General features: G+C 69.6%; 29 protein-coding genes. 8 read left to right on the forward strand and 21 right to left on the reverse strand.

Features of this window, described 5'->3' with window-relative positions; translation table 11 throughout:
- Positions 1 to 55: 55 nt before the first annotated feature.
- The 3 genes from AMYAL_RS0125790 to AMYAL_RS0125800 are packed head-to-tail and all read left to right on the forward strand — an operon-like array spanning position 56 to position 2,927.
- Positions 56 to 1,315 (forward strand): cytochrome P450, encoded by a 1,260-nt coding sequence (locus AMYAL_RS0125790; protein WP_020634154.1) that lies wholly within the window; start codon positions 56 to 58, stop codon positions 1,313 to 1,315.
- Complete coding sequence (locus tag AMYAL_RS0125795; protein ID WP_209447249.1) at positions 1,312 to 1,542, forward strand: ferredoxin; 231 nt, start codon at positions 1,312 to 1,314, stop codon at positions 1,540 to 1,542. The genes AMYAL_RS0125790 and AMYAL_RS0125795 overlap by 4 nt, the downstream gene beginning before the upstream one ends.
- Positions 1,539 to 2,927 carry an MFS transporter gene (locus tag AMYAL_RS0125800; protein ID WP_020634156.1) on the forward strand — a complete coding sequence of 463 codons (1,389 nt, stop codon included), beginning with the start codon at positions 1,539 to 1,541 and terminating at the stop codon, positions 2,925 to 2,927. The genes AMYAL_RS0125795 and AMYAL_RS0125800 overlap by 4 nt, the downstream gene beginning before the upstream one ends.
- A gap of 426 nt (positions 2,928 to 3,353) precedes the next feature.
- On the opposite strand, the gene AMYAL_RS0125805 is transcribed toward AMYAL_RS0125800, so the two are convergent.
- The 17 genes from AMYAL_RS0125805 to AMYAL_RS0125885 form a co-directional block, all read right to left on the reverse strand.
- Complete coding sequence (locus AMYAL_RS0125805; RefSeq protein ID WP_020634157.1) at positions 3,354 to 4,520, reverse strand: nucleotide disphospho-sugar-binding domain-containing protein; 1,167 nt, start codon at positions 4,518 to 4,520, stop codon at positions 3,354 to 3,356.
- Positions 4,520 to 6,424: an AfsR/SARP family transcriptional regulator gene (locus AMYAL_RS46150; protein ID WP_167336155.1), complete on the reverse strand. Its 1,905-nt coding sequence runs from the start codon at positions 6,422 to 6,424 to the stop codon at positions 4,520 to 4,522. The genes AMYAL_RS0125805 and AMYAL_RS46150 overlap by 1 nt, the downstream gene beginning before the upstream one ends.
- A gap of 694 nt (positions 6,425 to 7,118) precedes the next feature.
- Entirely contained in the window at positions 7,119 to 8,375 is a 1,257-nt protein-coding gene (locus tag AMYAL_RS0125815) for an FAD-dependent oxidoreductase (RefSeq protein WP_039794116.1), read from the reverse strand.
- A 121-nt stretch (positions 8,376 to 8,496) separates the two neighbouring features.
- Positions 8,497 to 8,811 carry an antibiotic biosynthesis monooxygenase family protein gene (locus tag AMYAL_RS0125820; protein WP_020634160.1) on the reverse strand — a complete coding sequence of 105 codons (315 nt, stop codon included), beginning with the start codon at positions 8,809 to 8,811 and terminating at the stop codon, positions 8,497 to 8,499.
- The gene (locus AMYAL_RS0125825) at positions 8,811 to 9,143 is read right to left on the reverse strand and encodes an antibiotic biosynthesis monooxygenase family protein (protein WP_020634161.1); all 333 of its coding nucleotides are present in this window, start codon (positions 9,141 to 9,143) and stop codon (positions 8,811 to 8,813) included. Before AMYAL_RS0125825 ends, AMYAL_RS0125820 begins: the two co-directional genes overlap by 1 nt.
- The gene (locus AMYAL_RS0125830; protein ID WP_020634162.1) at positions 9,143 to 9,895 is read right to left on the reverse strand and encodes an SDR family NAD(P)-dependent oxidoreductase; all 753 of its coding nucleotides are present in this window, start codon (positions 9,893 to 9,895) and stop codon (positions 9,143 to 9,145) included. The genes AMYAL_RS0125825 and AMYAL_RS0125830 overlap by 1 nt, the downstream gene beginning before the upstream one ends.
- Positions 9,896 to 9,923: 28 nt before the next feature.
- On the reverse strand, positions 9,924 to 10,394 hold the full coding sequence (locus tag AMYAL_RS0125835) for an anthrone oxygenase family protein (RefSeq protein WP_020634163.1): 471 nt from the start codon (positions 10,392 to 10,394) through the stop codon (positions 9,924 to 9,926).
- Between the two features lie 15 nt (positions 10,395 to 10,409).
- Positions 10,410 to 10,865 carry an SRPBCC family protein gene (locus AMYAL_RS0125840; protein ID WP_020634164.1) on the reverse strand — a complete coding sequence of 152 codons (456 nt, stop codon included), beginning with the start codon at positions 10,863 to 10,865 and terminating at the stop codon, positions 10,410 to 10,412.
- A 1-nt stretch (position 10,866) separates the two neighbouring features.
- Positions 10,867 to 11,127, reverse strand: coding sequence for an acyl carrier protein (locus AMYAL_RS0125845; protein WP_020634165.1), 261 nt, complete (start codon positions 11,125 to 11,127; stop codon positions 10,867 to 10,869).
- Complete coding sequence (locus AMYAL_RS0125850; RefSeq protein WP_039795738.1) at positions 11,124 to 12,386, reverse strand: ketosynthase chain-length factor; 1,263 nt, start codon at positions 12,384 to 12,386, stop codon at positions 11,124 to 11,126. The genes AMYAL_RS0125845 and AMYAL_RS0125850 overlap by 4 nt, the downstream gene beginning before the upstream one ends.
- A gap of 83 nt (positions 12,387 to 12,469) precedes the next feature.
- Complete coding sequence (locus AMYAL_RS0125855) at positions 12,470 to 12,919, reverse strand: anthrone oxygenase family protein (RefSeq protein WP_245193045.1); 450 nt, start codon at positions 12,917 to 12,919, stop codon at positions 12,470 to 12,472.
- Between the two features lie 5 nt (positions 12,920 to 12,924).
- Positions 12,925 to 13,806, reverse strand: coding sequence for an NAD(P)-dependent oxidoreductase (locus AMYAL_RS0125860; protein ID WP_039795742.1), 882 nt, complete (start codon positions 13,804 to 13,806; stop codon positions 12,925 to 12,927).
- Positions 13,807 to 13,811: 5 nt separating this feature from the next.
- A complete protein-coding gene (locus AMYAL_RS0125865) occupies positions 13,812 to 14,192 on the reverse strand; it encodes a SchA/CurD-like domain-containing protein (RefSeq protein WP_020634169.1) in 381 nt (126 codons plus the stop codon).
- Complete coding sequence (locus AMYAL_RS0125870) at positions 14,192 to 14,929, reverse strand: SDR family NAD(P)-dependent oxidoreductase (RefSeq protein WP_020634170.1); 738 nt, start codon at positions 14,927 to 14,929, stop codon at positions 14,192 to 14,194. The genes AMYAL_RS0125865 and AMYAL_RS0125870 overlap by 1 nt, the downstream gene beginning before the upstream one ends.
- Before the next feature lie 34 nt (positions 14,930 to 14,963).
- Complete coding sequence (locus AMYAL_RS0125875) at positions 14,964 to 16,490, reverse strand: peptide MFS transporter (RefSeq protein WP_020634171.1); 1,527 nt, start codon at positions 16,488 to 16,490, stop codon at positions 14,964 to 14,966.
- The gene (locus AMYAL_RS0125880) at positions 16,490 to 18,094 is read right to left on the reverse strand and encodes an FAD-dependent monooxygenase (protein ID WP_039794117.1); all 1,605 of its coding nucleotides are present in this window, start codon (positions 18,092 to 18,094) and stop codon (positions 16,490 to 16,492) included. The genes AMYAL_RS0125875 and AMYAL_RS0125880 overlap by 1 nt, the downstream gene beginning before the upstream one ends.
- Positions 18,095 to 18,140: 46 nt before the next feature.
- Positions 18,141 to 18,524 carry a SchA/CurD-like domain-containing protein gene (locus AMYAL_RS0125885; RefSeq protein ID WP_020634173.1) on the reverse strand — a complete coding sequence of 128 codons (384 nt, stop codon included), beginning with the start codon at positions 18,522 to 18,524 and terminating at the stop codon, positions 18,141 to 18,143.
- A gap of 147 nt (positions 18,525 to 18,671) precedes the next feature.
- Between AMYAL_RS0125885 and AMYAL_RS0125890 the strand changes: the two genes are divergently transcribed.
- The 5 genes from AMYAL_RS0125890 (at position 18,672) to AMYAL_RS0125910 (ending at position 22,203) form a co-directional block, all read left to right on the forward strand.
- A complete protein-coding gene (locus AMYAL_RS0125890) occupies positions 18,672 to 19,292 on the forward strand; it encodes a PadR family transcriptional regulator (RefSeq protein WP_245193047.1) in 621 nt (206 codons plus the stop codon).
- Positions 19,293 to 19,381: 89 nt separating this feature from the next.
- A complete protein-coding gene (locus AMYAL_RS0125895) occupies positions 19,382 to 20,098 on the forward strand; it encodes an SDR family NAD(P)-dependent oxidoreductase (protein ID WP_020634175.1) in 717 nt (238 codons plus the stop codon).
- Between the two features lie 79 nt (positions 20,099 to 20,177).
- The gene (locus tag AMYAL_RS0125900) at positions 20,178 to 20,513 is read left to right on the forward strand and encodes a TcmI family type II polyketide cyclase (protein ID WP_020634176.1); all 336 of its coding nucleotides are present in this window, start codon (positions 20,178 to 20,180) and stop codon (positions 20,511 to 20,513) included.
- Positions 20,510 to 20,929 (forward strand): cupin domain-containing protein, encoded by a 420-nt coding sequence (locus tag AMYAL_RS0125905; protein WP_020634177.1) that lies wholly within the window; start codon positions 20,510 to 20,512, stop codon positions 20,927 to 20,929. Before AMYAL_RS0125900 ends, AMYAL_RS0125905 begins: the two co-directional genes overlap by 4 nt.
- Positions 20,926 to 22,203 (forward strand): beta-ketoacyl-[acyl-carrier-protein] synthase family protein, encoded by a 1,278-nt coding sequence (locus AMYAL_RS0125910; protein ID WP_026467446.1) that lies wholly within the window; start codon positions 20,926 to 20,928, stop codon positions 22,201 to 22,203. Before AMYAL_RS0125905 ends, AMYAL_RS0125910 begins: the two co-directional genes overlap by 4 nt.
- A gap of 495 nt (positions 22,204 to 22,698) precedes the next feature.
- On the opposite strand, the gene AMYAL_RS46155 is transcribed toward AMYAL_RS0125910, so the two are convergent.
- Genes AMYAL_RS46155 through adfB form a run of 4 tightly spaced genes read right to left on the reverse strand, consistent with a single transcriptional unit; the run spans position 22,699 to position 26,905 of the window.
- Entirely contained in the window at positions 22,699 to 24,492 is a 1,794-nt protein-coding gene (locus AMYAL_RS46155) for an ABC transporter ATP-binding protein (protein ID WP_020634179.1), read from the reverse strand.
- On the reverse strand, positions 24,477 to 25,919 hold the full coding sequence (locus AMYAL_RS0125920; RefSeq protein ID WP_020634180.1) for an alpha/beta hydrolase family protein: 1,443 nt from the start codon (positions 25,917 to 25,919) through the stop codon (positions 24,477 to 24,479). Before AMYAL_RS0125920 ends, AMYAL_RS46155 begins: the two co-directional genes overlap by 16 nt.
- On the reverse strand, positions 25,906 to 26,691 hold the full coding sequence (locus AMYAL_RS0125925) for a hypothetical protein (RefSeq protein WP_020634181.1): 786 nt from the start codon (positions 26,689 to 26,691) through the stop codon (positions 25,906 to 25,908). Before AMYAL_RS0125925 ends, AMYAL_RS0125920 begins: the two co-directional genes overlap by 14 nt.
- Positions 26,678 to 26,905, reverse strand: coding sequence for an actinodefensin-associated protein B (gene adfB, locus AMYAL_RS0125930; RefSeq protein WP_157358214.1), 228 nt, complete (start codon positions 26,903 to 26,905; stop codon positions 26,678 to 26,680). The genes AMYAL_RS0125925 and adfB overlap by 14 nt, the downstream gene beginning before the upstream one ends.
- Positions 26,906 to 26,914: the final 9 nt, after the last annotated feature.

A 26,914-nucleotide genomic window follows, 5' to 3' on the forward strand; every position in this document is an offset into this window, starting at 1 on the left:
CCGTGCGCGGCGCGCTGACCGCCTTTCCAGCGTCACACCAGCGGGTGGTTGAACGGTGTGGCAAGAGAAGAACGCCCAGTTCGCCGTCGGCGCACGGCTGACCCGAGAGAGGTGCCAGGTGTCCGGTTCGTGCCCTGTTTCCTACCCCTTCGAGTGGACTCCGCCGCTGGAGATCCCGGAGAAATGGCGTGACCTCCGCGAGCGGCCGATCGTCGAGATCACGTTGCCCAGCGGCGATCCCGCTCTCCTGGTGACCCGGTACCGGGACGTGAAGGCGCTGTTCGCGGACGTGCGGCTGAGCCGTAACACCGCGTGGTACCCGACATCGCGGATCTCCTTGAACAACAACCTGTTCAGCGATCCGGAGATCGATTCGGACCCGCCCCGCTACAGCGCCGAGCGAGGCCTGGTGACGCGGGCCTTCAGCGCCCGGCACATCGAGGCGCTCCGGCCGCTCGCGGTGACGATCACCGGCGAACTCCTCGACCGGATGGCCGAAGGCGCGTCCTCGGCCGAACTCAACGAGGCGATCGCCTTCCCGCTGCCGATCCGCGTGATCTGTCATCTGCTCGGCATCCCCGAGGAGGACATGGAGGTCTTCCGCGGGCTGGTCGACGGTTTCCTGTCGATCAGCAAACTGCCGGACGCCGAGGTGGCCCGCTGCCGCGAGGACCTGTGGAGCTATATCGACAAGTTCATCCGGCTGCGCCGCGAAACCCCCGGCGAGGATCTGACCAGCGCGCTGATCCAGATCAGCGACGGCGATCAGAACCGGCTGTCGGACTACCAGCTGCACCACTGGATCCGCACCTTGCTGATCGCCGGCTACATCACCACCGCCAGCCAGATCGGCTCCAGCATGGCCGTGCTGCTGCACCGGCCCGACGTCGTCGCGGACCTGCGCGCCGACTACTCGCTGATCCCGTCGGCGGTGGAAGAACTGCTGCGCTACGAACTGATGGGCTCCTCGCTGGGCTCGCTCCGGTACGCGCTCGAAGACATCGAACTCGTCGACGGCTCGGTGGTGCCCAAGGGGTCGACCGTCCTGCTGTCCACCGAGGCGAACGTGGACGAAACGGCGTTCCCCGACCCGCTGACCCTCGACATCCGGCGCACCAACAACCATCACCTCACCTTCGGCTCCGGCATCCACTACTGCGTGGGCGCGGCGCTGGCGAGGATGGAACTGCAGGTGGCGACCGAGGGGCTGCTGCGCCGGTTCCCCGGCCTGCGGCTCGCCGTGCCCGCGGCCGACCTGCCGCGCAAGTTCGGCGGGTTCCTGGAGGCCTTCGCCGAAATCCCGGTCGAGTGGTGACCGGCGAGGACTCACTGCGTGTCTCGGCGGACCGGGACGTCTGCGTGGTGAGCAGTCTTTGCGTGTACCGGGTGCCCGAAGTGTTCGACCAGGACGAGGAGGGCCGGGTCAAGGTCGTCGACCGGACCCCGCCCGCCGAACTGGCCACCGAGGTGCGCCGGGCGGCCCAGGGCTGTCCGACGCGGGCGATCCGGATCGAGGATTCCGGTGCGGAGGACCGACGATGACACAGGAGACGGCCCGACCCGCGCCCGCCGGTGCCTCGGCGAGCCCTCCGGGCGCCCGCGGCGTCTATGTCGCGCTGGTGCTCGCCGCGATCCTCGGCCAGATGTCCGGCGCGATGCCGACGGCCGCGCTCGGCGACATCGCGGTCCGGCTGGAGGCCCCCGCTTCTTCGGTGGGGTTCGCCCATTCGCTGTGCTTCCTGCTGGGCGGCCTGGTCGCGGTGGTGGTGGCCAGCTACGGGGACTACTCCAGCAGACGGCGGCTGCTGATCGGCTCGCTGGTGGTGACCTGCGCGGGGCTGGCGCTCGCCGCGGTCACCCCGAACGTCGAGGTGCTCATGGTGGCGCGTGTCCTGCAGAGCGCGTCGGGCGCCGCGTTCCCGCTGGCCCTGCGGGTGCTGTGGGAGACGATGCCCCCGGAGCGGTTCGGCCGGGCGATGGGCGTCATCACCGCGGCGTACGGCGGGGTGGCAGGCATCGACTCGCTGATCGGCGGCTGGCTGACCGACCACGGCGGCTTCCGCGCGGTCTTCGGCTTCATGACCGCGTTCGGCGCGCTCGCCCTGTACGCCGCCTTCCGTTCGGTGCCGCGTTCGGAACCGTCGCGGGACGGCAAAATGGACTGGTGGGGTGCGGCGGTGCTGTGCCTGAGCCTGGCCTCGATCCAGGCGGCGGCGGGGATGGCCGACGGCCCGGTGCGCTGGCTGCTCCTGTTCGCCGGGCTCGGGGTGGCGCTGTTCCTCGTGTTCGTCCGGATCGAGGCACGCCGGGAGAACGCCCTGATACCGGCGCGGTACCTGCTCTCGCGGCGGATCTGGCCGATGCTGCTGACGTCGGTCCTGCTGCTGACCGGCGTGCTCAGCGTCATCAACTACACGGTCCCGCTGCTCGCGATCTTCCCGGCCGGTGGCTACGGCCATTCGGCGACGATGATGACCCTGCTGTTCATGGTGCCGCCGTGCGCGGTGACCGTGCTGGCGTCACCGCTCGCCGGCGCGCTCGCTCCGAGGGTGGGCTGGCTCCGGATCCTGCGGCTGTCGCTGTCCGGGGTGCCGCCGCTGATCGTGGCCATCGCGCTGGCCCACCGCTCGCAGTGGGTGGTGCTCGGCCTGGTGATCCTGCTCGCCGCGGTCAATTCGGTGGCGCTGACCGCGCTCAACGGGCTCAGTGTCGTACTGGCCCCGCCGGGCAAGGCCGGGGTGCTGCCGGGGATCAACTCCGCGTGTCTCGGTCTCGGCGGGTCGATCGGCATCGCGCTCGCTTCGCAGCTGTCCGGCCGGATGCCGTCGCCCGGTGACTCGCCGACGGCCGGTTTCGCGGCCGCGCTGTGGATGGCGGCCATCGCGACCGCGCTCGCCCTTGTGGTCTCCTTCGCCGTCCGGGACTGACCTCCACTACCCGCGCTATTTCCCTTGTCCGTGAAGGCCTCCTTGCGGTCCATCCATGCCCCCGCCGCCACCCTCAACGGGGACGCTGCGCGCCACTGCGTGGATTCAAGTCCCTCAAGGAGGCCCGGTATTTGCGCGGGTGTATTCCGGTCACCGACCTTGATCAACGGAAGATCCGGGACACTCAACGGCCGGATCAACGAGACCGAGCGTGGAGGATTCAGGACGTTGAACGTCCCAAATCCTCCACACCCGACCGCCAACCGCACCAACGGGTAAGCAAATACTGGTCCTCAAGGAGGCCTTCACGGACTTGAGCCTCCGGAGAGGGCGACGTGAAAAGGGCCCCGGTGCGGGTGACGCACCGGGGCCCTGGCGGGGCCGGCCCTTTCCGCTCTGGGGGTGGCGGGCGGGGCGGGCCCTGGTTCAGATCGCGGGGGCCGAAGCCACCCGCTCCAGTTCGGCGACCACCGCGGCCGGTGACGGCTGGGCGCGCATCTCCTCTTGCAGTGCCAGCGCCGCGGCCCGGAAGCCCGGCTCAAAAAGCAGACGCCCGACCTGGGCCGCGACGGCCTCTTCGGTCGCTTCGTCGCGGGTGAGCACCTCGCCCGCCCCCTTCGCCAGCACGCGGCCCGCGTGCGCGGTGTGATCCGGCAGCTGCGGTACGAGCAGCATCGGGACACCGTTCGACAGCGCGGTGAGGATGCTCGCCGCCCCGCCGTGCGAAACGAGCAGGTCGCAGTGCGCGAGCAGGCCGTCCAGCGGCGCGTCGACGTACAGCGAGACATCGTCCGGCACCGGGCCGAGCAGGTCGAGCTGTGCCGACGAGCACGCCAGTACGACGTGCACGTCCAGCTTCCGCAGTACTTCGACGATCCGGCCCGCGAGGAAGAGCCGGGGGTGCAGCTTCGCCATCGTGTGCCCCCAGCTGACGCACACCGTCGGCCGCCGATCGCGCGGCGGCGGGGCCGGGAGCGGGCCGGGGCCGTTGAACGGGAGGTACCGGACCGGGAGGCGCCGATGGTCCGACGGCAGTTGCAGTGAAGCCGGGGCCGGGTCGATGGTGCACGCCCCGAAGGGGTCGAATCCGGTGACACCGTGCCGTTCCGCCAGCGGCGCCAGCGCCGAGGGCAGGACGGTGCGGGCGCGCAGCATCAGATCGGTGCCGTAGAGGTGGCGGATCGCGGGCACGCCCGCCGCCGCCGCGCAGATCGGCCCGGCCAGCGCGGTCGGTTCGTACACCACGAGATCCGGTCGCCACCGCCCGGCCAGCTCCAGCAGCCCGCCGGTCATGGACTCCGCGTGGGCGAGGAACATCTCCATCGCCCGCGGCCCGTTCCCGCCGCGCGCCGCGCCTCCCCACGGGACGTCGGTGTCCTTTGCAGAGGGAAGGACGTAGCGGCGGACCATGTCGGCCGCGGCCACGTCGGTCCCTACGGTCGCACCCGGCAGTCCGGTCCCGGTCACCAGTGCCTCGGCGGCGGGCTGGCTGGCCAGCAGTACCTCGTGGCCCGCCGAACGCAACGCCCACGCCATCGGTACCAGCGCGTACAGATGGGAAGGCCAGGCCCAAGCGGTCAGAAGTACGCGCATCAGAGGGCTCGCTGCGCGTATTGAAGCCGGAAGGACTCCTGTGCCGGGATGTCGAACGTGCCCTCGGTGAGCATCTCGGAAAGCCGGGTGTGCTCCTCGATGAGCTGGTGCCCCACGGCGCGGATGCAAGGCAGGCAATGGCAAGTGCTCGAGTCGTCCTCCTGGATGGTCACCAGGCACAGCTCGGCGAGTTCGTCGAGGATCGTCTCCGCGATGTACTCCGGGGCGGAGAGGCGGGCCGCGAGTTCGGCGGTGGACACCGTGCCCGCCGCGGCTTCGGTCACTATCCGGAACGCGGCCCTGCCCGGCGGCGTCAGGCACAGATAGCTCTGCCAGACCCCGGCTCGAAGGCCGAGCGGATCGCTGGTGGCGCCACCGTCCCTCGCCAGTTCCGCCTTGATCCAGCGGACGGCTCGGGCGGGTGTCCAATGTGGACGTACTTTCAGCCGGTTCGCCACGGTCGCCAGCGCACCGGGCAGCCCGTCGCACAACCGCAGCAATTCGCTGTCGGCCGCGGGCGTGCCTTCCTTGTCGCGGCCGAGACAGCCGGCGAGCATCACCCCGCTTTGCTCGAGGTCCAGCGGCGACAGCTCGATCACCGTGGCCGAAGGCGACGGGGCGAGCCGTCGCCTGCTGATCACGATCACCGCGCAGCCGTCCCCGGACGGCGTCAGCCCGGCGAGCTGGTCCAGATTCGTCACGTCCTCGAAGACGGTCAGCAACCGCCGGTCCGACGTGAGCGAGCGGAAGCGGAGCATCCGGTCGTGGGTGCCGGAGGGCAGATCGGGGTGCTGATTGTCGAGCGCGCGGAGGAAATGACCGAGGATTTCGTTCTTGTCCAAAGGATTGCCGTCGTCGTCGATGAGCCGGGCGTAGAGCTGGCCATCGGGGTAGTGATGGCGCACCGAATGCGCGACATCGACGGCGAAGGCGGATTTGCCCGAAGCGGGCGGTCCGGTCACCACGATCGTCGCGGGGCCGCTCGCTTCACCGGCGCACAACGCGGCCAGTGCCACCGATCGCGGTTCGTCCCGGCTCAGGAGATTGTTGCGTCTCGGCGGCAGCTGGCACTGCGGCTCGACGAGCGTCACCCGACGCACCTCGTCGTCCAGCGGCAGGTCCAGCGAACCGTCGGCGTCGAGCACGGCACGGTGCAGCCGCTGCAGTTCCTCCGACGGGTCGAGTCCGAGTTCCTGATTCAAGGCGGTGCGCAGTTGCTGGTAGACGCGGAGGGCCTCCGCCCGCCGTCCCGCCCGGTGCAGCGCGATGATCAGTTTCGATTGCAGGCTCTCGTTGGTCGGCTCCTGGCCGACCAGTCTGGCGAGTTCGCCGATCAGTTCGTGATGCCGCCCGAGCCGGAGATCCGCCTCCAGCCGGAGTTCCAGCGCGTTGCGGCGGAATTCGTCCAGCCGCAGGATCTCGGCGTGCAGCACCGGTCCCACGTTGACGTCCGCCAGCGCAGGGCCGCGCCACAGCAGGCCGGCGTGGGTGAGGGTGGCGGCGGCATCGGTCCAGCGGCCCGCCGAACATTCCAGCCGTCCTTGGTTCACCAGCTGTTCGAAGCGGTACGCGTCAAGGCATTCGGGTTCGTAGTTGAGGCTGTACCCGCCCGGCGAGGTCTGCAGACTGGGCAGCGGCCTGGTGTCGTATTCCTCCGACGTCGGCAGCCCGGTGCGCTGGAGGCGGAGCAGCTTGCGCAGCTGGTAGATGTAAGTCTGCATGGTGGTCGTGACGCTGACCGGAGGGTTGTCCTCCCAGAGCTCTTCCAGGATCTGTTCGTTGCGCACCACCCGGCCGGAATGCAGTGCGAGCAGGGCGAGCACCTGGCGCAGTTTTGCCGCTGTCGGGGTGATAATGGCGTTGAGGTGGACGACTTCCAACGGACCGAGCACACTGATTCTCACGGTGGGCCCCCCAAGGCTCGACAAGTAAGATTACTCGCGCTAATAGTTTCAAAATGACCAGTCAGGGTCTACGGCCAGATGGGCGATAAAAGAAACACGGACCGTGATATCGTGCCGAGAGCCGCATTTCGGACGGTGTCTGAATTCAGTTGAAATCCGTAAAAATGTATGCGATCTTCTGGGAAGAATGGTGCATTACGGACATTTGGTAAGCCGTCACGGGAGCCGTGAGCGACCGGTCCGGGTTGTGCCGCGGGTTGGACGGGAGCCGGGTCGTCGAGGATGACGCCCGCTGTCTTGGTGTAGTTCGATATGGTGAATTATCCCCGCCGAGGGCGGTTCCGGCCGTTGCCCAAAGGAGCAGCAAGCGGCTGACCGGTGAAAAGAGCGGCCAATTGTCAGACATTAGGGTCTTGATGATTAGACTTAATGTCACTATTTCGAACCTTGGCGGCCTCGCGTATCCCGCTGGCCGGGCAAGGAGGCCTGTGACCTGGCCTTGGTGGACGTCACACTCGCGAGGCCGGTCGATCATGGGCCCGGCGGCGCGCGCCCGCGGGGCGGCAAAGAGATTCCCGCCGAACATTCCCGGTGGAACGGGATGATCGGCGGGAACCCTTTTTTCTATTTCTTTTTCGGCTTTCCGGGGTCCGGTTGCGGCCGCTGATTTATTCGCCGGATGAAATCCCGATTCTCATCGGGAATGATTCGCGGACTTCTCGAAGCCTGCGGCGGGCGCCTCGATGTCGATCTTGCGAATGGACCATTGAGCGATTTTGAGCGACAGCGAAACGGCCTCGGTCGCGTGCTCGGTCACGGCCTCGCGATACCGGCCGAACGCGGCGGGCAGGGTGGTGCCGCCGTCGGCGACCTGACGGAACAACCGGGTGAGCAAGGCCGCGTCCCAGGCGGCGCTGTTCGCCCCGACACCGCCGGACGGCGGCATCGTGTGCGCCGCGTCGCCGAGCGCCACGATCCGGTCCGTGCCCCAGGGGCGGACCGGAAGGTCTGCCCGCAGCGAGACCGCGAAGGTGTCCCTGGGGTCGCCGAGGCCGAACAGGCCGCGCAGGCCGGGGTGCCAGTCACGCATCCGGACGGCGGCGAAGCCCGCCAGCGCCCGGCCGTCCAGCGCGAAGAACTCCGGGTCCGGCATCGCCAGTTCGTCGCGATGCACGTTGAGCACAGCCATGTAGTAGTCCTCGCCCGGCGGCAGGTCCAGCCCCGGCCAGAGCCGGGCCGCCGCCCGTGACGGCGGCTCACGGAAGACCATCGGCATCAGGCCGAGGTGGTGCCCGTCGGAGCCGATCACATAGCTGAACGCGCCGCGAAGCCCTTCGGGCAGACCCGCCCGGTGCACCCCCTCCATCGGCAGACGGGCGAAGACCGTCCGCACGCCCAGGTCCCTGGGGCGCTCCGCCGGGCAAAGCTGGTTCCGGACCACCGAGTTCGCCCCGTCCGCCGCGACGAGGACGTCCCCGGTCGCGGATTCACCGGAAGCGAAGTGGGCGGTGACGCCGTCCGCGTCCTCCTCGACCCTGGTGAGCCGACGGCCGAACCGCACCACGTCGCCGAGCCCGGCGAGCAGGACCCGCCGCAGGGTGACCCGATCGACGGCGTCGATCTTGTCCGGCCCAGGGCCCCGCGGATCGTCGAACTCCGGTGCCCACTGCGGGTGCAACTGCTCGTCGAAGGCCAGCAGGCCGTGCCCGTGGCGTTCGTTCGAGGTGGCCAGCAGCAGTTCGAGCACCCGCGGCGGCAGGCATTCGCGCATCGCCCGCTCGCCGTCCGGGCTGATCCGCAGCCGGTAGCCCTGGGTCCGTACCCGCGGCGACTCGTCGCGTTCGTGCACCGTGACGGGCAAGCCCGCCGCGTGCAGGCCCTGCGCCAGGATCAGCCCGCCGACGCCTCCGCCGATGATGACCACCCGTGGCCCGTGACGTCCTGAGGACATGCCGTTTCCTCTCTCTTGTCGCCGTGCGCGGCTTCCGTCGCGGGAGCCACGACGCAGCCGGCGCCGGCGCCGAGGGCCGCCAAACCTCGAAGCGGCAAGGAAACCCAGCGGCGCAAGGCGCTCAACACGGCTCGCCGAAGCCGTCGAGCACCCGGTAGACGCCGAACGGGCGGGCCAGCGCCATGTCCCGGTACGGCCGCAGCGGCGCGGTGCTGTCCCGGTGGGACGCGCCGGTTTCCCAGGCGTCGAAGGCTTCCTGGTCGGCCCAGTCGCTGATGACGATGAATTCGGCGCTGTCGTGCACCGAGCCGAGCAGTTCGTTGCCGAGCAGTCCGGGGGTCCCGCTCAGCTCCTCACTGGTCCGGCGATAGGCGGCCCGCAGGCCCTCGCCGTCGGCGGTGCGGTGGAACAGCAGGACCCGCACCTTGCCCGGCATCAGCCGCCACCAGGGAGGTGGGCGACCACCCGCATGGTGACCATCGAGCCGCCGGAGCGGTACGGGTGGAGCTTCTGCCGGTGGGTCAGGTGCCGGTCGCTCGTCTCGAACTCGCGGAACGCCGGTTCGCTCACCCAGTCGCTGACGATGTAGTAGACGCTGCCGCCGTTCTCGGGGTCTTCTTCGTCCGAGCGCGACAGCCATTGGCCGAGATTCGCCGGATGGGTGACCACCGAGTCGCCGACCTCCGACCAGACCCGCTCGAAGTCGGGCCCCATGCCCGGTTTGATCAGCATCCGCAACATCACCCGGAAGACCGTGTCGGTGGCCATCAGGAAATACCCCCGTCCACGCTGAGCACCGAACCGGTGACGTACCGGGCGAGATCGCTGGCCAGCCAGAGCGCGGCACCGGCGACCTCGGCCGGGGTGCCCAGCCGCCGCAGGGCGGTCTTCTCGGAGTAGCGCCGCACCATGGTTTCGCGGGTTTCCTCGGGCAGCGCGTCCATCGCCTCGGTGGCGATCACGCCGAGGGCGAGCACGTTGAAGCGGACACCGCGGCCGCCGAACTCCTTGGCCAGCGACCTGCTTAAACCCTGCAGCGCGGCCTTGGTCGCGGTGTAGTGCGCGCGCAGCGGGATCCCGGCGTCGATGGACTTGGAGCCGATGCTGATCACCGAACCGCCGGCGTCGAGCAGTTCGATCGCCCGCTGGGTCACCAGGTGCACCGCGGTCAGGTTGGTCGCGAGCACCCGGTGCCACTCGTCGAGCGGGAGCTCGGCGTAGGGGATGTGGCTGATCGCCCCGGCGTTGTTCACGACCACGTCCAGCGTGCCGTACTGCGAGCGCACGACCTCGAACAGCCGGTCGATTTCGCCCGCGTCGGTCAGGTCGGCCCTGACCACGTGGTGCTTGCCGCCGATCTCTTCGAGTTCCCGTTGCAGGGAGGCCGAAGCTTCGGAATCGGTGCGGTGGCAGGTGATGACGTCCATGCCGTGCCGGGCGTATTCGAGCGCGATGCCGCGGCCGACACCCCGGCTCCCACCGGTCACGAGCGCCTTCTTGCCCCTCAGCCCAAGATCCATCGGAATGCTCCTCGTCTTCTTCGTCGGGTCAGATCCGTGTGCTCAGCAGGAAACCGAGCGCGGCGCAGTTCAGCGCGAACGCGAGCACGGAGAGCGTGCCGCGGACGCGATTCCAAGCGCCCCAATGCTTTCGAGGGTCCAGCCGAGCGAAGTCGGCGGGCAGGTTGTCCGGGTCGAGGGTGCGGAGCCACTTGTTCACCGGCACGTTCTTCACCAGCGAGATGACCATGGCGGTGACGGTCAGCAGCGCGGCGACGCCGAACGCCACCCGGCGCGGCCCGTCGTCGGCGAACACCAGCGCCAGGTCCCCGGCGAAGGTGACGACGAAACACACGGGCATGAACGGGTCGTAGCGGGTGGCGAAGAAGGCGTGCGCCTGGACGTACCGGTCCGGCGGGAGACCGCGCAGCAGCGGCCAGCCGCCGAGCTGCGTGCCGACGAGCACCCCGGCCGCCAGGCCGTTCGCCAGCAGTACCAAGGGAAGCAGCAACCCGAGCACGGCGTCCCCCGGTGGCTAACGGACCGCGGCGAGCTGTTCGAGCCGGTCCCTGATCAGCTTCTGCTGGATGCCGGTGTTGTGGTCGAGCCGCCGCCGCATGCCCTCGTCGTCGATCGGCGCGGCGGGCTTCATCTCGAAGTCCTGCACCCAGCGCATCCGGGTGCCGTCCGGGGTTTCGCTGTACTCCCAGTAGATCCACATGTACTTGAACGGCCCGGTCTGCACCCGCTGCGAACGGACGGTGTAGGTCTCGTGATCCGGCGTCCGCGCCGAGACCCAGTCCCACACCTTGCCGTTCTCGTCGGGGTGCAGCGCCAGCCGGAACACGATGGTGCCGTCCCGTTCGGAGAGGATCTCGGCGGCCGAGTACTCGCTGAAGAGCTCGGTCCAGGACTCGATGTCGTTGGTGCGCTCCCACACCAGCTCCAGCGGGGCGTTGATGAGGATCTCGTTGTCCACGTGACCGGACATCTCAGTGGGCCGTCCTTTCCAGCTGGCGGTTGATGGTGCGCAGGGCTTCGGCCGGAGTGCGCATGTCGAGGGCGACGTCGTCGGAGATCGTGACCCCGTAGCGGCGCTGGAGCTGACCCGCCAGCTCCAAAATGGCCAGTGAGTCGTAACCGAGTTCGGCGAACTCGACGTCGTGGATGTCGGCGTCCAGATCGACTCCTTCGTCGACCCCGACGCTGCTGCGCAGGATTTCGCGCAGGTCTTCGATGGTGAGCTGGTTCATCGATGGGCTCCCTGGTTGGTTCCGTCGGGTTCGGTCTTCCGGAGGACGAGGGCCGAGGTGAAGCCGCCGTAGCCGCGTGCGAGCACCAGCGCGCTGGTCAGTGCCGCCTCCCTCGGGGCCGAGCGCACCAGGTCGATGTCGCAGCCGGGAGCCAGCCGGGTGGTGCCGGCGGTATGCGGGATGACGCCGTCGCGCAGCGCCAGCAGCGCGGTCGCCACGTCCAGCGCGGCCCCGCCGCCGTAGAGCCGCCCGACCAGCGTCTTCGGCGCGGTGACCGGGACCGCGCGGGCGCCGAACACCTCGGTGATCGCCCGCGCCTCCAGCAGATCGTCGGCCGGTGAGCCCGCCGCGTCCGCGAAGACGACGTCGACGTCGCCCGGTCCGAGACCGGCGTCGGCGAGCGCGGCGCGGATCACCCTGGCGAGCGCGGGCGGCCTCGGCGATCCCGGTCGCGGGTCCATTCCCGCCGCGTAGCCCGCCACCTCGCCGTAGGAGTGCGCGGCCCCGCGTTCGCGGTGGGCGCGGTTGCCCTCGACGATGAGGATCGCGCCGCCTTCACCCGGCAGGTAGCCCGAAGCCGCCTCGTCGAACGGCAGATAGGCGCGGCGCGGGTCGGGCTCGGTGGACAGCCTGCCGTTGCTCAGCTGGGCGACCAGGGAGTACGGGCACAACGGTGCGTCGGTACCGCCCGCGACCACCACTTTGGTGTCCCCGGCGGTGAATTTCCTGGCATGGCCGAGGGTGTCGAGCCCGCCCGCCTGTTCGGCGCAGATCACCCCGCAGGCGCCCCGCATGCCGTGCCGGATCGCGAGCTGCCCGGTCGTGGCCGCGTAGAACCACGCGATGGACTGGTAGGCGCTGATCCGCGGGCCGTTCTGCCACAGGCTCGCCATCTCGCGCTGGCCGAACTCGACCCCGCCGGACGAACTGGACGTCAGCACGGCCATCTCGAACTCGGGGACGGTGGCCGGGTCGAGCGCCGCGTCGGCCAGCGCCTCGTGGCTGGCCACCAGCCCGGTCTGCGTCCAGAGGTCGGTTTCCACCAGCAACCGGCCCGGCAGGTGATCCTCGGCGGCGAACCCGCGGAGCCGTCCCGCGTGCCGGACCGGATAACTCGCGGGATCGAAGCGGTCGATGTAGCCGATGCCGGAGCGGCCGTCGAGGGTGGCCCGCCAATGCTCCGCCGTCCCGATCCCGGTCGGTGCCACCACGCCGATCCCCGTGACGACCGGTCGATCGGCACCAGCCGAATCGGTCATGATCCCCACCTTTCGTTCTGCCTGGGTTCCGATCTTCAGCGCGGTCACTGAAGTGGTTCTCGAACGGTGCTCGACAGGTCCGCTCAGGCCAGCGCGGCCGTGTTCAGCCCGGCGGCGAGCACGGCGATCCCGGTGCGGACCAGATGCCAGCGGCGCCACAGCGGCCGCGGATCGGCCCAGCCGTCGGGGATCTCCGCCGGGTCGAGCCGTTTGACCACCCGGTTGATCGGCACGTTGCAGAAATGCGAGACCACCGACACCGCGGTCAAGGCGATCGCGCCCGCCCCGAAGAGCCAGGCCCGGTCCGGTACGAGAAAGGCGAGCACGACGTCGAGCACCGTCGACCCGAGCACGAGCACCGGCATCGTCGGATCCCACCGCTTGCCGATCAGCTGATGGCTGTAGACGTACTGGGATGGCGGCATCGCGAACAGCGCGGGCAGCACGGCGAGCGCGACGGCGAACAGCACCCCGGCGATCGCGCCGCTGGTCACCGTCACCGTGCCTGCCAGCCAGCGTTCCCACGTCGGCACGGTCGTCACCGCGAAGGCGGGGTGTCGCCGTGGAATCCTTCGGCGATCACGGCCGCGTCGTCGTCGCCGAAGCCGGCGTCGACCACCGTGCCGTACCGGTCCGCGGCCGCGACGGTGACCGGCATGGGCACTCCGCGCTTTGCCGCGTCCTCGCAGCCGAGCCGGAGGTCCTTGTGCATCAGCACGCTGCGGAAGGCCGCCGGCTTGTAGTCGCGTTCCCGCATGAAGCGCGCGCGGAACCCCAGGACCGGCGAATACCAGCCGCTGGCCGAGAAGACGTCCAGCATCAGCGTGCGGTCGATCCCGGCGGATTCGGCGAACTCCAGTGCTTCGGCCAGTCCCGCCGTCTGCACGCCGAGAAGGAGGTTGAAGGCGAGTTTGAGGGTGCTCGCGCGGCCGGTCTCGCCGAGCCAGCTCACCTGCTGGCCGAGCGCGTCGAACACCGCGGAGACGTCTTCGCCGGGAGGTTCCTCCCCGGCCGCGAACACCCGCAACCGGCCCTCCCGCGCCATTTCCGGGTTGCCCATGACGCAGCTTTCGATCCGGCGCACGCCGCTTTCGGCGAGTTTCGCGGTGGCCTGTACCGAAAATCGCGGGGACACCGTGGAGGTGTCGAGCACCGTGTGCCGGGCGGTGAGCGCACCGGCGAGATCGCCGAGCAGCACCTGGGTCACGGCGTCCTCGTCGGCGAGGCTGACCAGGACCAGCGACGCGTCCTTGACGGCTTCGGCCGCCGTGGTGGCGACTTCTGCCCCGGCCGCGCGGAGCGCTTCGGCGCGGGAGGCGGTGCGGTTGAAGACCACGACCTCGTACCGCGCGGCGAGGAGCGCGCGGACCATCCCCGAACCCATTTCCCCGAGGCCGATCGCGGCCACCCTGGTGGTCACGGCGGTCACCGTGCGTTCGGGTGGTCGGCGACCGAAAGCTGGGAAACACAGCGCATGGTCGCGTCGGCGAAGTACCGGGCGAAGCCCTCTTCGGTCACGGTCTCGCGCTGTTCCACGAGGTACGGCGCGAGCGCCTCCTCGATGAGGTGCACGCCGCGTTGCGCGCCGACATGCCTGCCCACCGCGGCGAAGTCACCTTCGTAGTGCACGATCCGCACGACGACGTCTTCCTGCACGAACACCGCCGTGCCGAGCAGACGGGCGCCTTCGTCACCGTTCCCGGCAGGCGCCTGTGGCGTCGACATCCGCTGGAACCCGGCGAAGATCTCCGCGATCCGGTCCTCGTTGCCCGGTTTGACCCGGTAGCAGATGGCCGCGTAAGGCATCAGACTCCTCCGTCCACGTTGAGAGTGATCCCGCTGATGTAGGCCGACGTGTCCCCGGCGAGGAACAGGACCGCCCCGGCGACGTCGTCGGGCTGGCAGATCCGGCCGAGCGCGGTCATCCCGACGATGCGGCCGACGGCCTCCGGCGGCAGCCCGGCGCCGGGCTCGGTCTCGGTGAGCCCCGGTGCGACGGCGTTGACGCGGATCCCGCGCGGGCCCAGTTCCTTGCACAGCGCACGGGTGAAACCGATCAGCGCGGCCTTCGAGGTGGTGTAGTGGACACCGTTCGCCCGTCCGCGCAGCGCCACCGAGGAGCCGACGGTGATCACCGAAGCGCCGTCGGCCAGCGCGCCCGTGACAGCGTGGGTCACGTGGTAGACGCTGTTCACGTTGTGATCCATCACCCGCTGCCATTCGGAGGGGGTGAGCTCGGCGAAGGACACAACGCCGTCCACGCCGACGTTGTTCACCAGCACGTCGACCGTGCCCAGCGTCTCGGCCGCCGCGGCCGCGAGGGCCGCCGCGCCGGTCTCGTTCGTGACGTCGGCCCGCACCACGCGGTGCGTCCCGCCGAGCCGCTCCAGTTCCTTTTCCAGCGAGGCGGCGGCCTCCTCGTCTTCGCGGTAGCAGGTGACCACGGAGGCGCCAGCCGCCGCGAACGCGAGCACGGTCGCGCGGCCGATGCCCTTCGTGCCGCCGGTCGCCAGTACCTTCTTGCCGTCCAGTCCTTGGTGCATCCGTCGGTCCTTTCGCGAGGTTCGGTAGCGGGGGTCAGTCCTGCAATGTGCGCGAAGCAGCGGGAGACTCGATCGGCCGCGGGACCTCGTACTCGCCGGGGTCGTGGCGCAGCGCCGTGGTCAGGCGGCGGCGGCTTCGCAGGAACAACAGTCCGGTGAGGACACCGGCCGTGCCGAGGCCGAGGTAGTAGTACTGCTCCGGGATCAGTTGCAGGAGGCGGAGCAGGGCGGCGCCGATCGCACTGCCGAGACCGGCGAAAAGCCAGTAGAGGCCGAGCATCCTGGCGGTGAACGAACGCGGCAGGACATCCGCGGTCGCCGCGATGCTGACCGCCGCGATCACCAGCTCGCCCAGCGCCGAGACCAGGTACGCGCCGACCAGCCAGAGCGGGGAGACCTTGGCGCCGCCCGCGGTCTGGCCCGCGGCGATCGCCATGGTCAGGAAACCGGCGCCGATCAGGCAGAGCCCGATCGCGAACTTCACCGCGACGTTGTGCCGCCGTCCGAGCCGGGGCAGCAGCCGCGCGATCACGGGGGCGAACACCAGTGTGAACAGCGGGATCACCGACTGCAGCCAGCTCGCCGGGACGAGGAAACCGGCGAAGTCGCGGCGCACGTGATCGCGGGCGAACAGGGTGAGCAGCGAGCCGGAGTAGGCGAAGATCATCCAGAACAGGGCGGCCCCGCAGAACACCGTGAGGAACGCGGTGAGCCGTCGCCGGTCCGCGCCGGTGAGTGCCGGATTCCGGTGCAGCGAACGGAAACCCGTGACGGTCGCGACCAGCAGCAGTACCGCCGCCGCGCCGACGAGGGTGCGGACGCTCAGCACGTCCGCGATCGCGGCGCACACCGTGGCGACGGCCGCGAGGCCGAGTACCAGCCCGGTCCGGCGGAGCACCCGTCCCCGTTCGGCCGGGGTGAGCCCGGCGCGCGGGGCGAGGCCGACGCTCCCGAACCGGTTCGCCGCGGTGGCGATCCTCGCGCCGGTCAGCGCCATCGCCGCGGCGCACAGCAGGAACGCGGCCGACCAGGAGACCCGTTCGCCGAGCCAGCCACAGACCAGCGGGGCGAGCAGGGAGGAGACCTGGGTCGCGACGAACATCAGCGAGATACCGGACTCCCGGCCCCGGCCGTCTCCGAACATCAGGTTGACCATGGCCTGGTGGTTCGGTTTGAACACGGCGTTGCCGACCGCCAGCAGCCCGAGCCCGGCCGCGGCCGGCAGTCCCGCGCCCAGCGCGACGAACCCCGCGGCGCTCAGCGCGCATCCGGTGAGCATCGCCCGCCGGGCGCCGAGCACCCGGTCGCCGAGCCAGCCGCCCGCCAGCGACAGCATGTAGGTGAACGCGATCCAAGCGCCGAACAGCGCGGCCGCGTCGACGCCGAGGGCCAGCCCGCCCGTGCTCACCGGTGCGGCCGCGTACAACACCAGAACCGCTTGCAGACCGTAGAAACCGAAGCGCTCCAGCAGATCCGCGGAGAACAACCTGGAGTACCAGGCCGGCATCCGGAACAAGGTGACCGGCCGGTCACCGGGTTCCGGTTCGGCCGGGGACACCATCACGGCCTCCCCGTCGCGGCGGCGAGCGCCGCGCGCAACGCGTCTTCGGCGGTGGCGGGGCTGTCAGCGGTGCGCCACGCCACGAAGGCGTCGGGGCGGACCAGGACGGCCCCGTGCTCCGGAACCCCATGCGCGGCACCGAAAGTGCCCTGCTCCGGGCGAAGGTCGCCGCCCTCGGCGAGGACGTGGCCGCGCACCGGCACGCCGAGCAGTTTGCCCGCCCGGTCCGCCGCTTCCAGCCAGCCGCTGTCACGGGAACCCGTCAGCAGCACGAAATCGTCGAAGTAGAGGTCGATCGTGGACAGTCGTTCGCCGTCGCGGTCGAGCCAGCAATGCGGCGCACGGGTGCCGGGGCTGCCGGTCAGTTCGAGTTCGGGCGCGAGCACCGGCGCGTCTTCGGGCACACCGGTGATCGCGGCCGAGCGGTACCGGTAGCCGAGGGTGACGATGACGTCGTCGACCATCTTCGCGGCGGTCTCTTCGTCGGCGTGCCCGTGGCGGATCCGGTTGCGGACCATGGCCTGGCTCGCCATCGCGTCACCGACCAGCCGCCGCTCGGCGTCGTAGGAGTCGAGCAGCGGCTCTTCCGCCGTCCCGGCCAGCACCGCCGCCAGCTTCCACGCGAGGTTGTGCGCGTCGTGGATCCCGGTGTTGGCACCGAAACCGCCGGCGGGCGGGTGCACGTGCGCGGCGTCGCCCGCGAGGAAGATCCGGTCGGCGCGGAAGGTCTCGGCGACCAGCTGCGCGCCCCGCCACGGCACCTTGGCCATGATCTCGACGTCCATCTCGGGCCTGCCCGACGCGGTGCGGATGATTTCGCGGCAGCGGTCGTCGGTGAAGTCCGCGCGCGTCTCGCCCTTGTCCGGGAAGTACAGCGGCGCCGCCAGCCAGGGGTCGCAACCGTGCAGCCGGGACAGTCCCATCAGGGTGCCGGGGGCCGCGGTCGCGTAGCAGAGGATGAACTTCCGGTGGGCCAGCATGGTTTCCAGCTCCGGGGCCCGGAAGTAGATCGACATCGCGTCGAATACGGTGCCCATCCCGGTCCGCTCGACACCGAGCAGGCCGCGGGTGGTGCTGTTCGCGCCGTCCGCGCCGATCAGATACCGCGCCCGGACCCGCAGCGGCTGCCCGTTCTCTTCGAGCTCCGCGGTCACCCCGGTCGCGTCCTGGCTGAACGAGACCAGGCTGGTGCTGTGCTTCAGGGTGCCGCCGGTGCCGGTGACCAGCCCCGCGAGCACCCGCTCGTACCGGTCCTGCCCGCAGCCCATCACCCGTTCCGGGCTGATGTGCTCCCCGTCCAGCGAGGGCGCTTCGAGGGTCACCGCGTCGTCGATTTCGGCGAACGTCCTGGTCTGGATGATGCCGCCCTCGAAGTAGGGATGCGAGTCACCCATCTCCAGCGCGCGGATCTTCGAGACGAAGCCCGCCGCGCGGAACAGTTCCATCGTGCGGGCCTGGAGGCCGGGCGCCCTCGGCAGGGTCGAGGTGCCGTCTCGCCGCTCGACGACGAGCGCTTTCACCCCGTGCCGCCCGAGGAACGCCGCGGCGGAGAGGCCGACCGGCCCGGCGCCGACGATCAGCACTGGTACAGCGATTTCCTGCATGGTTGGTTCCTTCGTTCGACCTTGGACGGGGAGTGTCGCCGTGGGTTCAGGAAGAAGCGGCGGCCTTCGGCAGGGAAAGCTGGGTGACACTGCGGAGCAGGCTGGCCGTGAAGGTGCGCACGAAACCCTCTTCGGTGTCCGTGTCACGGGGCGTCCGCAGGTACGGCTTGAGCTTGCGTTCGACCTCGCGGACACCGGGCTGGGCGGCCATGAACTTCGCGATCGCGGTGAGGTCGCCTTCGTACTCGATGAAGCGCACCAGCAGTCCGTCGCGGATGAACACGGCGGTGCTCAGGATGCGGCTCGGTGTGCCGTCCGGGGCCGCGGACGGCACCTTCGAGGTGTCCGGCCTGCGGAAGTCGGCGAACACCTCGACGAGCTCGTCCTCGAACCCGTTCTTGACGTCGTAGCTGATCGCGGCGAAGGGCATCGGGACTCCTCGTGAGCTGTCCGGGGCGGAGCCCAAACCGTGTGACAGGAGGCTGGAGAGAGACTCAAGCGGCTGTCTCGGCATTTCCGGAGCGGCCAGGAGGATCGGTGTCCGATGTAATGTTTCTGTTATGATTATAATCAGGTGGTGATCGAACACTCGAAGGACGAGGAAACAGACACGGCGACGGTCCGCCGCTCCCCGCTGGCCATGGCCGTCCTGCTTCTGCTCGCCGTCGAGCCCAAGCATCCGTACGGGCTGCGTCAGCGGATTCTCGAATGGGAGAAGGACCGCGTCATCAACGTCAGCCAGCGGAACGCCATCTACCAGACGATGCGCAGGCTGGAGCGGCACGGGCTGATCACCGTGCACGAGACGACCAAGCACGAGAACCGGCCGGAACGCACCGTCTTCCGCACCACCGAGCGCGGCGTCCAGCTGTCCAAGGAATGGGTGCGTGACATGCTGCGCATCCCCGCCGTGGAGTACCCGGAGTTCCCGGCCGCGCTGGCGTTCATCGCGTCGATCTCGCGATCCGACGCGATGGCCGCGCTGAACGAGCGGCTCGAGACCTGCGAGCGGAACCTCGCCGAGTTCGAGGCCGAGGTCAACGCCCGGCTCGCCGACTTCGGCGGCTCACTGGACCCGATCCACCTCGTCGACACGGACTACCAGCGGACCATGGCGAGCGCCGAGATCTCCTGGCTGCGCGGGATGATCGAAAAGCTGGAAGCCGCCCAGCAGGTCGGGGTCGACGGCGGCGCCTGACCCCGGCTTCGACCAGGGGCCGACCCGCGATCCAGCCGCTCTGTCCAGCATCGGACGCGTCAGCTTCGCCGACGCGATCCGGAGCCCCCATGAACGGCACGAGCACCGCCCTGAACGAACGCCGCCCGAAGGTCCGCACCGCCCTGGTCACCGGCGCCAACCGGGGCCTCGGCGCGGCGGTGGCCGCCGAACTGCACCGGCGGGGTTTCGAGGTCGTCGTAAGCGCCCGTGACGAAGCGCAGGCGCGGGAAACCGCGGCCGCGCTGGGCGAGGACGTCCGGTACCTCCAGCTGGACGTCACCGACCCGGTGTCCGTGGCCGCCGCCGCGCGTGCCCTGCCCGAGGTGGACGTCCTGGTCTCCAACGCGGGCGTGATGCTCGACACCGGCGCCGACCCGCTGACCGTCACGCCGGAACTGGTCGAGCGCACCCTGTCGGTGAACCTCATCGGCTCCTGGCGGGTCGCCCAGGCCTTCCTGCCCGTCATGATCGACCGGGGCTGGGGCCGCCTGGTGTTCGTCTCCAGCGCGACCGGTTCCTTCACCGCGGGCCTGTTCATCGGCTGCCCGGCGTACTCGGTGTCGAAAGCCGCGCTCAACGGCCTCACCCAGATGCTCGCCGCGCACACCGAAGGCACCGGCGTGCTGGTGAACGCCGTCAACCCCGGTCAGACCAAGACCAGGATGATGCCGTCGGCGACCAGGACGGCCGAGGAGTCCGCCGTGGCCATCGCCGACGCGGTGACGCTGCCCGACGACGGGCCCACCGGCACCTTCCGCCGAGGTGACCGGCTGATCGGCTGGTGAGCCAGGTTCGAGCCGGATTCCAGCTCCCGTGTGTCAGATCGGATCACGTCAGTTCCCAGGCCGCTTCTAGGAGGACGCCGTGCACCGGACCCTGATCGTGGCGCGACTCGAGACACCGGACCCCGGCCGGATCGCGGAGGTGTTCGAGGAGTCGGACGCCACCGGGCTGCCGCATCAGGTCGGCGTCTCCCGCCGGACGCTGTTCAGCTTCCACGACCTGTACTTCCACCTCGTCGAAGCCGACGAAGACATCGCCCCGCGGCTGTACCGCGCCCGGCCCGGCACCGAGTACCAGGACATCCACACCAAGCTGCTGCCGCTGGTGTCGCCGTACGACCCGAACTGGAAAGAACCGAAAGACGCGATGGCCCGGCAGTTCTACGTCTGGTCGGCCGAGAACGGGAGGGAACTGTGACCGTCCACAAAGTACACTTCACCGAGGTCGCCGCGAACCGGCGGCGAGGCGGGGAAATGCGGGTCACGCTGAGCCCGCGGACGGTGGCCAGCACGTCCGGCTTCGGCGGGGTGCTGTGGCTCGAGCCCGGTGAGTACGTGTCCGAGCACTACCACCCGCATTCCGAGGAGTTCCTGCACCTCGTCCGCGGCACGGGCACGCTCTACCTGGACGGCGAGCCGATCGAGCTGGCCGCGGGCGACTCCCTCCTGGTGCCGATCGGCGCGCGTCACCGGCTGGTGAACGACGGCGCCGAGCAGGCCCACTACGTCTTCCACCTCTCCCCGCTCGCGCCGAGACCGGAACTGGGCCACGTGGACACCGAAGAGCCGCCCGCCCCGCACGAGTCGCAGCCCGTGGTCGGCGGGGCTCGATGAACCGGAGGGCGGTGGTGACCGGGATCGGCGTGGTGGCGCCGGGGGCGATCGGCCGGAAGGCGTACTGGGACCTGCTCAGCGAGGGCCGGACGGCGACCAGGCGGATCTCCCACTTCGACCCGTCGCCGTTCCGGTCCCAGGTCGCCGCCGAGGTCGACTTCGACCCGCTGGCGAACGGGCTGACCCCGCGCGAAGTGCGCCGGATGGACCGGGCCGCCCAGTTCGCCGTGGTCTGCGCGGAGGAAGCCATGCGGGACAGCGGATTCGACTCCGGCGCGATCCCGCCCGAACGTGTCGGCGTCACCGTCGGCAGCGCGGTCGGCTGCACCGTGGGGCTCGAGAACGAGTACCGGGTGCTGTCCGACGACGGCAAGCAGTGGCTGCTCGACCACGAGTACGCGGTACCCCAGTTGTACGGGTACATGGTGCCGAGCACACTCGGGGTCGAGGTGGCCTGGGCGGTCGGCGCGGAAGGCCCCTCCTCGGTGATCTCGACCGGATGCACGTCGGGGCTGGACGCGGTGTGGAACGGCGCCATGCTGGTGCAGCGGGGAGAAGCCGACGTGGTCTTCGCCGGCGCCACCGAAGCGCCGATCTCCCCGATCACGGTGGCCTCGTTCGACGCGATCCGGGCCACCACCCCGAATCTGGACGACCCCGAGCACGCCTCCCGGCCGTTCGACGCCCGGCGTGACGGCTTCGTGCTCGGCGAGGGCGCGGCGATCGTCACGCTCGAAAGCGAAGAGGCGGCACGCGGCCGCGGGGCGAAGATCTACGGCGTCATCGACGGATTCGCCAATCGCACCAACGCTTTCCACATGACCGGGCTCAAACCGGACGGCCGCGAGATGTCGGAGGCGATCAACGCCGCGCTCCGGTACGCGAAACGAGACCCCGGCGAGATCGACTACGTGAACGCGCACGGCTCGGCGACCAAACAGAACGACCGGCACGAGACGTCGGCGTTCAAACGGAGCCTGGGGTCGCACGCGTTCGACGTCCCGGTCAGCTCGATCAAATCGATGATCGGGCACTCGCTGGGCGCGATCGGCGCCCTCGAGGTCGTCGCCTGCCTGCTGGCGATCGACAACCAGGTGGTGCCGCCGACCGCCAACCTGAAGGAACCGGACCCGGACCTCGATCTGGACTACGTCCCGCTCGTGGCCCGCGAGCAGCGCACCGACGTCGTGCTCAGCGTGGGGAGCGGCTTCGGCGGTTTCCAGACGGCCGTCGTCTTGAGCGGGCCGAACAGCCGACGGACAGAAATGGCTTAGGCGTTCACTCGGCTCCGGGAACACAGTAGCGATGCCGTGTGGGCGAGCGAGGGTTGCTCGTCCAACGCACCTGCCACCCTCCCGCAGGTGTGTTCGCAAGTCCGTGAAGGCCTCCTTGAGGGACCAGTATTTGCTTATCCACTGCGGCTGGCGGTCGAGTGTGGAGGATTCGGGACGTTGAACGTCCCGAATCCTCCACAGACGGGCCTTGTTTCGCCTTGCCGCTGAGTGGAGCTTGTGCGGGATGGCGGTGTGGTCGACGGGGGAAGATTCCGGTCGTCCAACGTCCGGAATCTTCCCCCGTCAGGTTGTCCGCCACAGGGCATGACCGGCACGACCTTGATCAACGGATGTACCCGCGCAACCACCATCCTTGCGCAGGTCGGGTGTAGGCAAACAAGTCCGTGAAGGCCTCCTTGAGAGACTCAGAGTCCCTCAAGGAGGCCTTCACGGACTTGCGACCCACGCGGCCAAGCGCGCCAAGCCGAAGGAATCCTATTCTCGGTATCCGCCCGCTTGGGCGAGGAACAGGCTGGCGTACATGCCTTCCGCGTTCATCAAGGTTTCGTGTGACCCGTGTTCGCGAACGCGACCGCGGTCCATGACATAGATCCGGTCGGCGGAGCGGACGTTCGAGAAACGGTGGGACACCAGCAGGACGGCGCGCCCGGCGAAAAGCTCCCGGATACGTTCGGAAAGCTCCCGTTCGGCTTGCGGGTCGAGAGCGGCCGTCGGTTCGTCCAGGATCACGATGGGCGCGTTCCGGTAGAACGAGCGGGCGATGGCCAGCTTCTGCCATTGGCCGCCGGACAGATCGGTGCCGCCAGTGAACTCCCGTCCGAGAAGGGTTTCGTAGTCCTGGGGCAGCTCGCTGACGAACTCCGCCGCACCGGCGGCGTGCGCGGCTTCGGCGACCAGGTGAGCTTCGCCGGGGTCGCCGACTCGGCCGAAGCGTATGTTGTCGGCGACGGAAAGCTTGTAGCGAACGAAGTCTTGGAACACCACCGCGCAGTTTCGGCGTAGTTCGGCGAGATCGCGTACGGGGCGGCCGTCGCCGCACACCTTGCCCGAGCTGGGCTCGTACAAGCCTGCCAGAAGCTTGGCGAGAGTGGTCTTTCCCGAGCCGTTCGGCCCGACCAGTGCGACCACTTCGCCTTGCCGCAAGGTGATGTCGACGCCGCGGAGAGCCGGCTTTCCGGCACCGGGGTAGGTGAAGTGCAGGTCCTCGGCCGTCAGGGTGCGGACTGCGGCCTTCGTGCCGGGCAGGTCCGCCTCGCGGACCGCGATCTGTGCGCCGAAAGTGCTGAGATCCTTCAGGAAGACGAGCGCTTCGCCGGCGTGGTTCAGCATGATCCCTGCCTGCTCCAGCCGACCGGCGAGCAGCCACACACCGGCGATCCCGGCCGCGGCCGTCGCGAGCTGAAGCAAACCGATGGTCACGAACCACCAGACGAGGCTGACGACACCGCAGACCAGCAGGCTGCTGACGAGCTTGGCCAGCAGTTGCCGCCGCAGGTGAGTGCGGATCAGGCGGACGGTCGAGCCCAGTTCCGCTTCGTACGCGCTTGCCCAGCGCTCCCGAAGGTGGCCTGCCAGGTCCAGCGCCCGGATCTCCTTGGCCTCGTCCCGGCTGGTGAGCAGCATTTCGAGGTATTCACGGCGTCTGCGGTCCTCTGAGAGGTCGTGGTGGAGGCCGTACAGTTCCTTGCGTTTGTCCGCGGCCGTCTTGATCACCGGGAGCACGCTCAGCAGCATCAGCGGGAGCAGCCACCACGCCATCGTCCAGAGCGCCCCGGCGACGGCCAGCGTGGCCAGGATCGCCTGCAGGACGGCCGCGAGCGTGACGACCACCGTCGCCGGTTCGTTCCGCGCGGCGTAGATGGCGCGCGTCAGGCGATCGTGGAATTCCGGATCCTCGAAGTGCGGTAGTTCGGCGTGGCCCGCGGTGTGCAGGACCTGGCCGATGACGTGCCGGTCGACCCGGTCCATGAGAATCTGCTGGCGCGCTCCGCTCCAGGTCCCCAGCGAGGCTCCGGCTGTCCCGAGTACGACGAGCACCAGTATCGCCGGGACCACCTGGCCGAGGTCGGTGCCGGAATCGGGGAGGCCGAGCTTGGTCAGTCCGGTGAGGAGTTCGCCCAGCAGCAGGAGCGCGGCCCCGAGCCCGGCCGAGGTTGCCAGCTGCGCGCCGAGTACGACGAGGACGCCGCCGCGGTCAGCCTGCCAGGCCAGCCGCACGGCATAGCACGCGGATCTGACCAGGTCGGCCCGGCTCAACACCGGCTCCACCGTTCGATCCAGGAGCGATGCTCACCGGCGAGGAACTCGCGGTTCTCGCGACGGACGAAAGTGTGGTCTTCGTGCGGCAGCAGCACCAACCGCGCGTGCCCGCCGGCGGCCACGAGTGCCCGGTAGAACTGCACCGCCTGATCGACGGGCGTGGCCGGATTCGCGTCCTCGGTTCCGTGTACCAGAAGCACCGGCCGGTCCAGCCGGTCGGCGAAGTCGATGGCGCTGAACTCTCGGTATACCTCGGGCGCGGCCCAGTAGGACCGCTTTTCGTGCTGGAAGCCCGCCGGGGTCAGCGTGCGGTTGTAGCACCCGCTGTGGGCGATGGCGGCACGGAATTCCGGGAAACGCGCCAGGACGTAGAGCGCCAAAGTAGCGCCGAAACTGTGGCCCGCGACGATCACCGGCCCGTCCAGGCTCTCGAGTGCGGCGCCGACCACCGCGGTGATCTGGGCACGCAATGACTCGGCGGTGGCGTCGGACGGCCACCGCAGGGACAGGTCGAGGTTCACCACCTTGTGCCCGGTCATGCCCGGTGCGCTGAAGTGAGCACCGGGCTGTACGTCGTTCAGCCACAGCACGGTGGCGTGCTGCCCCGGAAAGACGTCGGTGCCGATCTCGGCAGGACCGGTGGGGAGAAACTCTTGTACTCCTGCGCGGAACTCCGGTCGTTGCCGCAGCTGTGCCGGACGCAGCGTGCCGGGCGCATCCGGCCATACGGTGGCTTCCCGCCACGACAGCTCTTCGGAAGCCGATGTCGCGTCGGCGTACTCGATGTACAGGCAATCCTGGAGCGGCGTGAAGCGGTTCAGCAGTAGCGGGCCCGTCAACGGCGTCAGCACAGCAGTGTCGATGTTCAGCGTCGTCACCCGCACCGATGCGATGGCCGCGAGTTCCCCGATTCCCGGCTGGAAGTCGACGAAGCCGGGTCCGCTGGCCTCCACCGCGATCGGACGCCCGTGCGCCGGCTCCTCCGGTGGGCTTGTCCGGCCGGGCGTGAGCAGCGTCAGGAGATCACTGAACCAGGCCAGCGGCGAAGAGTTCTCGACACAGGAGAGCGCGGCCCGCACGTGGTCGAAAGCCCGGAAGGTGCGGAGTTCGTGGTTCGCCACCCACGGATACGCGCGACGCCCGTTCAGGGCGAGACCGGCGACCAGCGGGCGGACCGGATGCCACGCGAGAGGAGCGGGGAGTGGATCGGCCACCGGCAGTCGCCACGACGTGCCTGCCTCGCCGTGGATCTCGATCCGGGTCGGCCGCGCCTCGGCCGGGCACACCCCTACGAGGTCGGGATCCAGCCGCAGGTTTCGCCAGCGCACGGCTGCCGGATGGGTCTCGGCGAGAGAAGGTTCGGCAGGGGAGACGAACTCGGCGAAGACGCCCGCTGCCGGCGATCGCTCACGCCAGCGAACCTCACCGGCCGACATGACGGGACACCGTGATCGAGTTGACCAGCGCCTTCACCGGGCCGATGCCGATGACCGGTTCCCCGACGAACTCGCCTGCCCGATTCGTGCCCTGTGCGCAGGGAACCCCCAGCCCGGCCAACGCGCCGGGAGCGGTTTCACCCGCGCCGAGCCTGGTCTCGGCGACCGCGTCGCGGCGACTTTGATCCATTGTGGACAGCAGGGCTTTCAATGCCCCGCAGGATGGGCAGTCTTCCGAGGTGTAGAGGCGCACGCCGTGCACCGGCTCGGTACGTTCGGACACGAGCAGGACCGCCGCGTTCTCTTTCCCGCGGGCACGCCGGGAGAGCATCAGGACCGTACCGGCGGTGGTCACCGCCGAGGCGACAGCCACCACGCTGCGAAGGCTTGCCTGGTCTCCCGGAGCACCCACGACCGCGGCGGCGGCGACGATCGCCGCCAGTACGTTGACGGCGATGTGACCGCGGCCGACCTCGGCCAGCCTGGCCACGCCAAAACACGCGCAGCCACGCTCGCGCAGTACCCACGCCACGACGGCGAGCGTGCCGAACGCGACGGCCGCGAGAACCGCCGCCTGCCGTCCCGGCACGCAGATCATGAGCAGGGCGGTGACGAGTTCGGCCGCGGCCACCAACTTCGGCCCCCGCGGCGCGGCCAGCAGGCCGCGATGAACGGGCCAGTAGAGCGCGACGGCAGGCGCCGTCGCCTTCGCCGCTCCGGCCACCAGCAGTGGCCCGGCGAGCAGCGCCACCAGTACGTCAGGCCACACCATCGGGACAGTCCTCCCAGATCAGCCATCCGCCTTCGAGCAGGGCGGCGGCGAAAGCACGCGTCGCCGGGGCGTCCGACGCGGAGCGGTCCAGCAGGCGGTCGAGGATCGCGCTTTGTGGTTCCTGGCATTCGGCCAGGTCCATCGTCACCCCATTGACCAGCACGGTGCCGCCGAACGGCAGGCGCGTCCGCGTGACCTCCGGTGCCAATCGCAACCGCATCGC

Source organism: Amycolatopsis alba DSM 44262, from assembly GCF_000384215.1.
GTDB classification, from domain to species: domain Bacteria; phylum Actinomycetota; class Actinomycetes; order Mycobacteriales; family Pseudonocardiaceae; genus Amycolatopsis; species Amycolatopsis alba.

Bases quoted from the DNA above. Each gene is read 5' to 3' on its own strand.
- AMYAL_RS0125800 (WP_020634156.1), top strand. From the start codon at position 1,539: ATGACACAGGAGACGGCCCGACCCGCGCCCGCCGGTGCCTCGGCGAGC.
- AMYAL_RS0125805 (WP_020634157.1), bottom strand. From the start codon at position 4,520: ATGCGCGTACTTCTGACCGCTTGGGCCTGGCCTTCCCATCTGTACGCG.
- AMYAL_RS0125815 (WP_039794116.1), bottom strand. From the start codon at position 8,375: ATGTCCTCAGGACGTCACGGGCCACGGGTGGTCATCATCGGCGGAGGC.
- AMYAL_RS0125820 (WP_020634160.1), bottom strand. From the start codon at position 8,811: ATGCCGGGCAAGGTGCGGGTCCTGCTGTTCCACCGCACCGCCGACGGC.
- AMYAL_RS0125825 (WP_020634161.1), bottom strand. From the start codon at position 9,143: ATGGCCACCGACACGGTCTTCCGGGTGATGTTGCGGATGCTGATCAAA.
- AMYAL_RS0125830 (WP_020634162.1), bottom strand. From the start codon at position 9,895: ATGGATCTTGGGCTGAGGGGCAAGAAGGCGCTCGTGACCGGTGGGAGC.
- AMYAL_RS0125840 (WP_020634164.1), bottom strand. From the start codon at position 10,865: ATGTCCGGTCACGTGGACAACGAGATCCTCATCAACGCCCCGCTGGAG.
- AMYAL_RS0125845 (WP_020634165.1), bottom strand. From the start codon at position 11,127: ATGAACCAGCTCACCATCGAAGACCTGCGCGAAATCCTGCGCAGCAGC.
- AMYAL_RS0125850 (WP_039795738.1), bottom strand. From the start codon at position 12,386: ATGACCGATTCGGCTGGTGCCGATCGACCGGTCGTCACGGGGATCGGC.
- AMYAL_RS0125865 (WP_020634169.1), bottom strand. From the start codon at position 14,192: ATGCCTTACGCGGCCATCTGCTACCGGGTCAAACCGGGCAACGAGGAC.
- AMYAL_RS0125870 (WP_020634170.1), bottom strand. From the start codon at position 14,929: ATGCACCAAGGACTGGACGGCAAGAAGGTACTGGCGACCGGCGGCACG.
- AMYAL_RS0125875 (WP_020634171.1), bottom strand. From the start codon at position 16,490: ATGGTGTCCCCGGCCGAACCGGAACCCGGTGACCGGCCGGTCACCTTG.
- AMYAL_RS0125880 (WP_039794117.1), bottom strand. From the start codon at position 18,094: ATGCAGGAAATCGCTGTACCAGTGCTGATCGTCGGCGCCGGGCCGGTC.
- AMYAL_RS0125885 (WP_020634173.1), bottom strand. From the start codon at position 18,524: ATGCCCTTCGCCGCGATCAGCTACGACGTCAAGAACGGGTTCGAGGAC.
- AMYAL_RS0125895 (WP_020634175.1), top strand. From the start codon at position 19,382: ATGAACGGCACGAGCACCGCCCTGAACGAACGCCGCCCGAAGGTCCGC.
- AMYAL_RS0125910 (WP_026467446.1), top strand. From the start codon at position 20,926: ATGAACCGGAGGGCGGTGGTGACCGGGATCGGCGTGGTGGCGCCGGGG.
- AMYAL_RS0125920 (WP_020634180.1), bottom strand. From the start codon at position 25,919: ATGTCGGCCGGTGAGGTTCGCTGGCGTGAGCGATCGCCGGCAGCGGGC.
- AMYAL_RS0125925 (WP_020634181.1), bottom strand. From the start codon at position 26,691: ATGGTGTGGCCTGACGTACTGGTGGCGCTGCTCGCCGGGCCACTGCTG.